The sequence below is a fragment of the Streptomyces sp. NPDC005962 genome (assembly GCF_040629205.1).
Taxonomy (GTDB): Bacteria; Actinomycetota; Actinomycetes; order Streptomycetales; family Streptomycetaceae; genus Streptomyces.
This window is the reverse complement of sequence record NZ_JBEXVE010000027.1, coordinates 131,423-140,523: the sequence shown is the minus strand read 5'-3', so window position 1 is coordinate 140,523 and position 9,101 is coordinate 131,423. Positions and strand designations below refer to the sequence as shown.

Genomic DNA, 9,101 nt, shown 5'->3' with positions numbered 1-9,101 from the left:
CGCAGTCCCATCGCCTACGAGACAGCACTTGACACAACATCAACTAACCTGGCCCAAGCCGCATAGCCCGTGTCCAAGATTCCGGGTCAAGGCCCCTTTTGAAACTCCCCACTTCGTTGCACACCAGAGCGAGTGATGCGAGGAGCATCCCTGGCCGTTTTCAAGAATGCCCATCACGTGCGCCTCGGCGACGTAGACGAGGAAACGGTCGGTCCACTCGCGCGGCATGAAGCGTGGTCAGCTCTGCTTCTCCATGCTGATGGCCTGGCGGAGTTCCTCGCTCGCCGCTCCCGGTTCTTGCCGCTGGATCTCCAGCAGAGCGGCGGCTATGGCGTCGAGCTTGCGTTGGACGGCGTGTTCTGCACGCCGTTCGGAGTTCTTCAGCAGTGCCAGAAGCAGCAGCGACACAGCGGACATCGCCTCGCCCACCATCAGCAGCCACGGCGTGGGCAGCTTCAGTATGTGCGCGGTGATCGCGCCGGCGACCAGAACCAGGCACACACCGAAGAAGCCGGGAGAGCTGGTGAAGTTCGAAGCGTGTTCCGCCAGGCGCGTGAACCAGCCCGGCCGGTCGCCGTCACGGTGCGCGGGGTGCTGAGGTGCCATGAGGTCTCCAGCCGTCCTCACGAGGCCACCCGGTGGGCAGGGGGCCCCAGAGACCCGTCGGACACCTCGACGAGCCGCCCACGCCAGAGGGCGTGCAGCCCGTCACCCGTATCCGACTCCGCCTGCTCCAGGGCAGACCGGACGGTGTGCTCCAGGTATGCCATACGGTCAGCAGAGGCCTCCGATCCGGTGGCCGTCGACACTACGTTCTCCCTATGGTCGGCACTACGTTCTTCCAGCGGTCGGCCCACGTGCGACTCGGCCAAACCTCTGAATTCGAGCTGATGTGGCCGTGCCTACCCCGCCTTCCGCAGAGCATGCGCCTGCACCGGTCGTGCCTCGTGCGCTTCCCTCGAGAGGTGTGAGGTAAATGCCTCACCGCTTCGGATCGAGCCGGATCGAGGAGGCGTCCCCGTCACTCCCGGGACGGGGCACCCGGGAAGGACGACTTGATGACACGACTGCCAAACTTCCACTGCCCGTCCACGCGAACGTATTCGTCCTCGTATTTGACGTGGGAGCGGACATAGCCGCCGTCGTTTTTCTCTACTTTCACCAGGCAGAAGACGTGAATCGCGGAAGAAAGCGCGTACCGCGTCGCGCCCTTGGAACAGGCCGAAGCCGGTCTCACGCTCGTCCAGAACGCCGTCCTCGGCCCAGCAACCGGAGGACTCATCCGACCGGAAGCTGTCGAAGGCCACCGCGTAACGAGTGTTGAGATCGTGAATGGCAGCACGATCGGCGAGATGGTTCATGAGGCAACCCAACTTCGAAGAACGGCGCCATGGGCCCATGCCCTGGCAGCCTCGGACGAGACGAGGGGAACGCCTGGACCGGATCGCGGTCCCGTCCCCCGTGGTGGCGGATACGGAAGACGCCTGGCTGGATCTCCTCGGATGCGGACCGAACTTGGTCGCGAAGTTCGATGGGCCACCGCGTACCAACGCCCCAGCGGGCAGCTGCTGGCAACCGGACACTTAGGCCCGAAGCTCCGGTGAGCCGGGCGTCGGTGAGCTGGGTTTCGTCAAGCCGGGCGTCGCGAGGAGGGGGATGCTCATAGCCGGTCCCCGGGGATAGATCCGCGGACAGTGGCGCCCCGCGGTGGCTTCACTCCTCCGGTGAGAGCGCGGCGGGGCAGGAGCGGGCGTCTTCGCCGATTGCCGCAGCAGTTGTTCGATGAGGCGTTCCTTGCCGAGGGCGAGGTGGCGGCGGTAGGTGCCGTAGGGCACCCCGAGCCGTCGGGCGGCGGCCTTGTGGGTGCGGGAAGCCGCGATGTAGGTGGCGGTGAGCGCCTCGTGGGCCTTGACTCCCGCGGGGTCGGTCTGCAGCGCGCCGAGGGCGGTGCTGATGGCACCCCGCAGGTCCGCGGCCGGGTCGGGCGAGCCTGGTGGCACGAGAGGTGAACGCAGCAGGACGCTGGTGGCGAACTCGCGTGGGGTGTGCCACGTGCGCAGTGCTTCGAGTACGCCTTCCTCGAACGCGGTGCGCGGCAGGTCGCCAGGACCGTCGGCGGTGGGTAATTCGGTGGGCGCGGGCACGGCGCGGCCCCGGTCCCGCACCCACTGTTCCACGGTCTGCCGCCGCCAGTCCCGGCCGAAGATGTGCTGCTTCCGCCCGCCGACATCGACGGCCGCGACCTCCAGCAGCCCGGCCCCGGCCATGTAGCGCCGCCACCGCTCGCCGTCCTCGAAGACGGTGGCGGTCACCGCGCGTCCGGTGGTCCGCATCTCCTCGGCGATGGTGCGCCGGCTGATGAGGTCCAATAAGGGAGAGGGCCGCTGGTGCCGGCCTGGTTGCACAGCGAAGCGGCGGATGCCCAGGTGCTCACCCGGCCCCAGGGGCGCAGCCGTCTCGACGTAGTCCCAGAATGCCGCGACCACAGGGTCCCCGGCCCGGTCCTCGGGCAGTGGGGTCTCCAGCCGTAACAACGCCATGAACCCCGTGGGGGTGGCAGAGCCGGTGTAGCGGTAGACGCGGAAGGCCGATGGTTGGCGGCGTACCCAGTGCTCGGCCGCGGCTGCCGAGGCCGGCCCCTCCGCCTCCTCGGCCATGCGCAGGACGTCGGGCACGTCCTCGGGCCGCAGCGGGGTGTCCTCGACGTGGGGGTGCGCTCGCCAGGCGTATGGGGCGTCCGGGCCGCTCTGGTTGCGGAAGAGGAACATCCACTCCGCGACCCGCACCAGCGCGTCGCCCTCGGTAGCGGCGCGCACCGCCTGCAGGCCCGCGACCGAAATGCGGACGCGGATGTCGTCGTAGCGCTCGGGGTCCCGCCAGCGCAGGTCGGCCTCGAGCGTCGCCCGCACCGCGTCGTGCGGGTGCAGCCCTTCGGGCGTGGCCTCGATGTAGGGCTGCTGACGGAGCCAGGAGAACACTGTCGCGGCGTCGGTCTCGCCCAATACCGCGCGCAACAGCGGTTCGCGGGTGACGTAGGCCTGCGCGACGACTTCGAGGGCGCGTCGGTGGACGGCGCTGGGCAGGTCGCCGACCAGCCGCTCGACCAGGGTCGTGAGCACCTCGCCGGTGGGCTCCCACGGCGCCCCCGGCGCCGCGGCGGGCACAGACGCGGCGAGGGACAGGGCGAGCGGGCTGCCCCCGGCGAAGGCGATGAACGGGCCGCGCTGTTCGGCGGGCACGCCGCGGGCGGCCAGCAGGGTGTCGGACTGGGCCGCATCGAACGGCCGCACCGCCACCTCGGCGAACAGCGGCGCCCAGCCGGGGTCGAGCGACCACTCGGGATCGGGGGCGACCCGGCTCGCGAGCACGACGAGCGCGTCCTCGGGGAGCCGGAGCAGGAAGGTCTCGCGCAGCCAGGTCTCGAGTCGCTGGCACTGCTCGAAGGTATCGATCAGGAGCACCGCACCGGGCTCGGCGCAGGCCGGTGCGGCGGCCTCCTCCAGGCGCCGCGGATTCGCGTCCAGAAACCGGGCGTCGACCTGCACCACACGGCGCCCGGCGAGCCCCGCCCGCCAGGCGGCGTAGCGCACCAGCGAGGACTTGCCGATGCCGCCGGGCCCGTGGAGATACGCCACGAGCGGAGCGTCCCCCGCCCCCGACAGCATCCGGTCGAGCACCGCCCGCTCCGGTTCCCGGCCCACCAGCGCCCCGGCGCGTGCCTCGGCCAACCGGCCCGCCAGTCCCGTCGCACCCAAACCGGGCTCCTCATCTCGTCAGGTCCATCTTGGCGTCGAAGATCCGCTTGGTGAAGCGCTTCGACGTAGACCGGGCCGGGCCGGGTCCTTATGATCCGGCTTTGCGGCGCGGCGCGGCCGAACGAGGCGGTGTGGAGCGCATGTGGTCGCGCACCGGCGCCAGCAGGCCGGCGAGGGCCTTGACGTCATCGCGCGAAAGCGGCTCGAACAGGAGGCCGCTGACCACCTCGACGTGACCCGGCAGCACCTTCCCGAGCAGTGCGCTTCCGGCGTCGGTGATGGTGACCGTGATGCTCCGTTCGTCGTCCGGAGAGGGCGTGCGCACGACCAGGCCCGCCTTCTCGAGCAGGCTGACCTGGTAGGTCAGGCCGCTGCGGCTGTAGACGACGCCGTCGGCGAGGTCGGTCATGCGGTGGCTGCCCGTCGGTGAGTCGCCGAGGCGGGCCAGCAGCTGGAATTGGATGTAGCTGAGGTCGCCGGCTTCGCGCAGTTGTTGCTCGACCGCGTGCCGGAGCAGGCTGGCGACCTCGATGAGGTCGAAGTAGGCGCCGAGTTGCACGGGGTCGAGCGAGGGTGACGGCTTGGGCATGACCTCAGCGTACTGCTTCGAATTCGAAGATTGGCGTGTGGTGCGGGTGGGCAGTGTTGGGCCCGGCCGAGCACCGCAGGACGTGGAGTTCGGGCGGTGGCGCGGTACAGGGTGGCGGGCAGGAGGACGGCGCCGCCGTCCGCGGAATCCCGAGGATCGGCCATGAGCATCCCCTACCTCGCCCAGCGGGAGGATCAGCAGCAGCTGGAGTGGATCGGTGGGAGCGTCTTCAGCGTCCTGCTCGACGCCGAGGCGACCGGCGGGCAGCTGACCGTCGGCCGCTTCGACGTCAGCGAGGGCGAAGCGCCGCCGTTTCACCTGCACAACAACGAGGACGAAGTCTTCCTGCTCCTGTCCGGTTCCGCGCTGGTGTGGGCCGGCGACGAGGAACACGAGTTACAAGAGGGGGGCATCGTCTTCCTGCCCCGGCGCGTCCCGCACAGCTACCGCATCACCTCCGAGAAGGCCGACCTGCTGCTCATCGCGACCCCTGGCGGGCTGGAGAAGATGTTCCGCCACGCGGGCCGCGACCTGAGGGAGCCGCGCCCGGAAGGCTTCGAGATCCCGCCGCAGCTCCTGGCCGAGGCCGCCGAGCTGTCCGGCAACGTCGTGCTCGGCCCGCCCCGGTGACACTCCCTTGCTTCGAATTCGAAGCAGCAGTAGTGTGTCCCACAGTTGCTTCGAGTTCGAAGCAAATAGACGTGAAGCGAAAGCGAGAACTCCGATGAAGGCAGTGCGTTTCCACGAGTACGGCGACCCCGAGGTTCTGCGCTACGAGGACGTGGAGCAGCCCGTCCCCGGAGCCGGGCAGGTCCGGATACGCGTCGCCGCGACGTCGTTCAACTCCGTCGACGGCAACATCCGCGGTGGCTTCATGCGCGACGCGATCCCGGTGGAGTTGCCGCACACGCCCGGCCTCGATGTCGCCGGTACGGTCGACGCGCTGGGCGAAGGCGTGGACGGCCTCGCGGTCGGCGGTGAGGTCATCGGGTTCCTGCCGATGGACAAGAGCGGCGCCGCCGCGGAGTACGTCCTCGCGCCGGCCGAGGTTCTGGCAACGGCACCCAAGGACGTCCCGCTGCCGGACGCCGCGGCGTTGCCGGCGGTGGGGCTCACCGCGTACCAGGCGCTGTTCGACCACGGCAAGCTGACGGCCGGGCAGCGCGTGCTGATCAACGGCGCCGGCGGAGCGGTCGGCGGCTACGCCGTGCAGCTGGCCAAGGGCGCCAAGGCCCACGTGATCGCCACGGCCGGCCCCCGCAGCGCCGAGGCGGTGAAGTCGGCCGGCGCCGACGAGATCATCGACCACACGGCCACGAGCGTGCCCGACGCGGTGACCGAGCCGGTCGACGTGGTGCTCAACCTCGCGCCGGTCGACCCGGCGCAGCTGGCCGCACTGGTCACCCTGGTCCGGCCGGGCGGTGTCGTGGTCAACACGACGGTGTGGATGCCCGCGCCCAGCGACGATGAGCGCGGCGTGCGCGGCATCGACCTGTACGTCCGCAGCGACGCCGAACAGCTGTCGCGGCTGGTGGCACTGGTCGACCGCGGTGAGCTGCGCGTCGCCGTCGCCGAGCGGACGCCGCTGGCCGAACTGGCGGCGCTGCACGCCCGGGCCGCCGAGGGCGCCGTGCACGGCAAGGTCATCGTCGTCCCGTCCGCCGCCTGACCCCGGAAGTCAGGAACCACGGCACTCGGCTTGGATCCCGAAATCGCCGCGGCGCCGGCCCCGGTGGCCGGTGCGGTGGCGGACACCCCACCGCCGGCGGTGGTGTTCTTCCACAGCGGCGGGCCGGGAACGGTTTGCCCCACGCCATGAGGCAAGGCACGCAAAGCACGCAAGTACCTTCGATCGTTATTGCACGCACCGTTGTCGGCCCCATGTCTCTGCGGCACGGTTGGCGCCAGTGAAGCGAGGTGACCGCAAGGGCCTGGAACGGCTCGGCCCGGCGAATCGCGTGCATGGTTCTCGAGGGCAGGCGCAACCCGTTCTTTCGCTCTCATCCTTTGCCGGGTGTCTTCGTCACTGACATCGGCTCCCCACCCGCGGGTCCGGGAGATGCGTAGGGCCACAAACCTTCGTACGAGGTGCCCTCCACATCCGCACACCATCCTGTCGAGGACGACTATGGATTCCCGCGATCTCCCCCCTGGCCAAGACCTGGCCCTGGACGACGGCCGGTCCGGCACCGCCGCGTCACCGGAGTCCCTCCCCGGCGCCGGGCAGACCCGCGCACTGCGCGATCTGCGTGCCGTACGGCGCCGTCCGGCCCAGGTCGCCGCCGCGGTCGTGGGCACCCAGATGGCCGGCGTCGTCCTGGCCAACGAGACACCCGGTGTCATGGCGATCACCTGGGCGGGACCGCTGAACATCGGGCTCACGCTGGTCCTGGCCCAACTGGCGTTCACCGGCTGGGCAGTCCTGTGGTACGTACGGTATGCGAGGCGCTGTGTGGAGCCCGTGGTCAAGCGTCACAGTGCTTCCTTTCCGCACCTGGAGAGCCGCCGGTGAACTCTGTCCTCGCGCTCCCGGATTCCGGCGGGGCCTTCCCCGTTCTCGTTGTCTTCGGCCTCTGCGTCGTCCTTACGCTGTTCCTGTCGATCGGGTCGATCACCCACGAAAAGAACGAACTGAGCGGGTTCTACCTCGGCCAGCGACAGCTGCCGTCGCTTGTCAACGGGCTGGCCATCTTCGGCAGTTACATGTCCGCAGCAGGGATGCTGGGCAATCCCGGTCTGATCGCGCTCACCGGCTACGACGGGATCGCCTATGTGATGGGGCCGATGGTCGCCTGGTCCGTACTGGTACTGCTGGTCGCCGAGCCGTTCCACAGCACCGCACGGTTCACCATCGGCGACTCCCTCGCCCTGCGGCTGCGCGCCCGGCCCGCGCACCTGGCGGCAGGCATCGCGAGCGTGGTCGTGTGCCTGATGTATCTGACCGCCCAGCTCGTCGGTGCCGGAGCGCTCGCCGCGAGCGTCCTGGGCATCGAGGGAGACGCCGCCCAGCGGGTCGTTGTGGCAGCTCTCGGTTTTCTGATGGTCCTTTACGTCGTCATCGGCGGTATGCGCGCCGCGACCCTGGTGCAGAGCATCAAGGCCGTGGTTCTCCTCGCCGCAGGACTGGTCATCGTGCTGGCGGTGCTGTCGGACTTGGGCTGGAGCCCGGTGCGCCTGCTGGATTCCGCCGTCCTCCACAGCGGCCTCGGCGACCCCTTCCTGGAACCCGGCATCCGCTTCCACAGCCACACCAGCAAGATCGACTCGGTGAGCCTGCAACTCGCGTTCGTGCTCGGAGCGGCCGCTCTGCCGCACGTCCTGATGCGTATCGGAACGGTCTCCAGCGGACGCAGAGCCCGTAAGTCGGCCGCGTGGGCGGCCTGCCTGGTCAGCGTCTTCACCCTGTTCGAGGTGATCACGGGCCTGGGCTCTGCGGCGCTGATCGGCTCGAAGACCATCGAAGGGGACGCTGCCTCCGGAAACCGGGCCGTGCTCCTGCTCGCCGAGCGCCTGGGCGGGTCCTTCCTGCTCACGGTGGTCTCCTGCGTCGCGTTCCTCACGATCGTGGGCGTGGTCGCCGCTCTCACGCTCACCGCGGCGGCGTCTTTGGCTCACGATGTCTACGGTGCGACGATCATGCGGGGCAAGGTGTCCGAGAAGAGCGAACTCCTCGTCGCCCGGCTGGGCGTCGGGCTGATCGGTGTGGCGGCGATCGCCTTGTCGATGGCCGCCCAGCATCTCAACATCGCCTTCCTGGTCAGCCTTGCCTTCGCCATCGCGGCCTCCGCGATCCTGCCCGCCCTGCTGTGCAACCTGTGGTGGAGGGGGTTCACGACCAGGGGAGCGGTCTGGAGCACCTACGGCGGTCTGCTCGTCGCCGTGCTGTTGACCGCACTGTCCCCGGCGGTCTCGGGCAACCCGACCGCACTGTGGCCCGGTTGGGACTTCGCGGTGTTCCCCTTGAGGAACCCCGGCATCATCTCCATTCCCGTGGGGTTCCTGCTCGCCTGGGCCGGCTCGGTCTCCGACCGGGGCCAGCCGGGCGGGGCGGACTACACGGACACCGAACTCCGGGTCCTCACCGGAACGGGCACGGGGCTTCGCGGCGACTGAGCCGGTGGCGCTTCGTCCGCGCCACCCGACCCCCGCACCAGTCCTGTCCTCATACGTTTGTATGGCGGGACCGGTGAAGGTCTCACCATCAGGGCATGAGCTCGTCAAGGGAGAGCTGGGCGCTGTCCGCCGCCTGAAGGGCCAGCCAGAGCATGGCCGAACCGCGTGTCGAGGTCGGTTTCAGCCCGGTGAGCTGCTCGACCTTGCGCAGCCGGTACACGAGGGTCTGGCGGTGGATGCCCAGGTGGTCCGAGCTGCGCTGCCAGCCGCCGTCGTTGGTCAGGAAGGTGCGCAGGGACGCGACGAGGTCTCCGCCGTGGTCGCGGTCGTACGTGATCACCGGGCCGAGTATCCGGCGGACCAGCTGCCGGGTGTCTTCGAGGCTGTGCGGCAGGAATCCGCTGTCGCACTGGTCGGTGCCGTAGCGCACCATCGGCGTGCCGGACTCGTGGGCTCGGGCGACGGCGAGCTGTGCCTGCCGTGCGGCTTCGGAGACCTGCGAGCTGGCGGCCAGCGGAGTGCTCAGACCGACGGCGCGGTCCTCGCCCAGCTTGGCCGTGAGGGAGGCGAGCAGGGCATGTCCCGGGCAACCTCGCGCTTCGAGACTGGCCGCAGCGACCACACCAGGGCCGCAGCGACCACAC

General features: G+C 69.6%; 10 protein-coding genes. 4 read left to right on the top strand and 6 right to left on the bottom strand.

Features of this window, described 5'->3' with window-relative positions; all coding sequences use genetic code 11:
* Positions 1 to 237: 237 nt before the first annotated feature.
* The 5 genes from ABZ370_RS34005 to ABZ370_RS33985 all read right to left on the bottom strand — a co-directional run bounded on the left by ABZ370_RS34005 (position 238) and on the right by ABZ370_RS33985 (position 4,344).
* On the bottom strand, positions 238 to 606 hold the full coding sequence (locus tag ABZ370_RS34005; RefSeq protein ID WP_358628882.1) for a low affinity iron permease family protein: 369 nt from the start codon (positions 604 to 606) through the stop codon (positions 238 to 240).
* A 17-nt stretch (positions 607 to 623) separates the two neighbouring features.
* Positions 624 to 770: a hypothetical protein gene (locus tag ABZ370_RS34000; RefSeq protein WP_358628879.1), complete on the bottom strand. Its 147-nt coding sequence runs from the start codon at positions 768 to 770 to the stop codon at positions 624 to 626.
* A gap of 132 nt (positions 771 to 902) precedes the next feature.
* Complete coding sequence (locus tag ABZ370_RS33995; RefSeq protein ID WP_358628876.1) at positions 903 to 1,361, bottom strand: nuclear transport factor 2 family protein; 459 nt, start codon at positions 1,359 to 1,361, stop codon at positions 903 to 905.
* Positions 1,362 to 1,583: 222 nt separating this feature from the next.
* Positions 1,584 to 3,755 (bottom strand): ATP-binding protein, encoded by a 2,172-nt coding sequence (locus ABZ370_RS33990; RefSeq protein WP_358628873.1) that lies wholly within the window; start codon positions 3,753 to 3,755, stop codon positions 1,584 to 1,586.
* An 88-nt stretch (positions 3,756 to 3,843) separates the two neighbouring features.
* Positions 3,844 to 4,344 (bottom strand): MarR family winged helix-turn-helix transcriptional regulator, encoded by a 501-nt coding sequence (locus ABZ370_RS33985; RefSeq protein WP_358628870.1) that lies wholly within the window; start codon positions 4,342 to 4,344, stop codon positions 3,844 to 3,846.
* Between the two features lie 162 nt (positions 4,345 to 4,506).
* Between ABZ370_RS33985 and ABZ370_RS33980 the strand changes: the two genes are divergently transcribed.
* From ABZ370_RS33980 to ABZ370_RS33965, 4 genes are all read left to right on the top strand, one after another.
* On the top strand, positions 4,507 to 4,974 hold the full coding sequence (locus tag ABZ370_RS33980; protein WP_358628867.1) for a cupin domain-containing protein: 468 nt from the start codon (positions 4,507 to 4,509) through the stop codon (positions 4,972 to 4,974).
* Between the two features lie 94 nt (positions 4,975 to 5,068).
* Positions 5,069 to 6,013, top strand: a complete 945-nt coding sequence (locus tag ABZ370_RS33975) for an NADP-dependent oxidoreductase (protein WP_358628864.1) — start codon at positions 5,069 to 5,071, stop codon at positions 6,011 to 6,013.
* Between the two features lie 459 nt (positions 6,014 to 6,472).
* The gene (locus ABZ370_RS33970; protein ID WP_358628861.1) at positions 6,473 to 6,856 is read left to right on the top strand and encodes a DUF485 domain-containing protein; all 384 of its coding nucleotides are present in this window, start codon (positions 6,473 to 6,475) and stop codon (positions 6,854 to 6,856) included.
* Entirely contained in the window at positions 6,853 to 8,457 is a 1,605-nt protein-coding gene (locus tag ABZ370_RS33965; protein ID WP_358628858.1) for a cation acetate symporter, read from the top strand. Before ABZ370_RS33970 ends, ABZ370_RS33965 begins: the two co-directional genes overlap by 4 nt.
* An 88-nt stretch (positions 8,458 to 8,545) precedes the next feature.
* Here the strand turns inward: ABZ370_RS33965 and ABZ370_RS33960 are convergent, their stop codons facing one another.
* Complete coding sequence (locus ABZ370_RS33960) at positions 8,546 to 9,079, bottom strand: helix-turn-helix domain-containing protein (protein ID WP_358628855.1); 534 nt, start codon at positions 9,077 to 9,079, stop codon at positions 8,546 to 8,548.
* Positions 9,080 to 9,101: the final 22 nt, after the last annotated feature.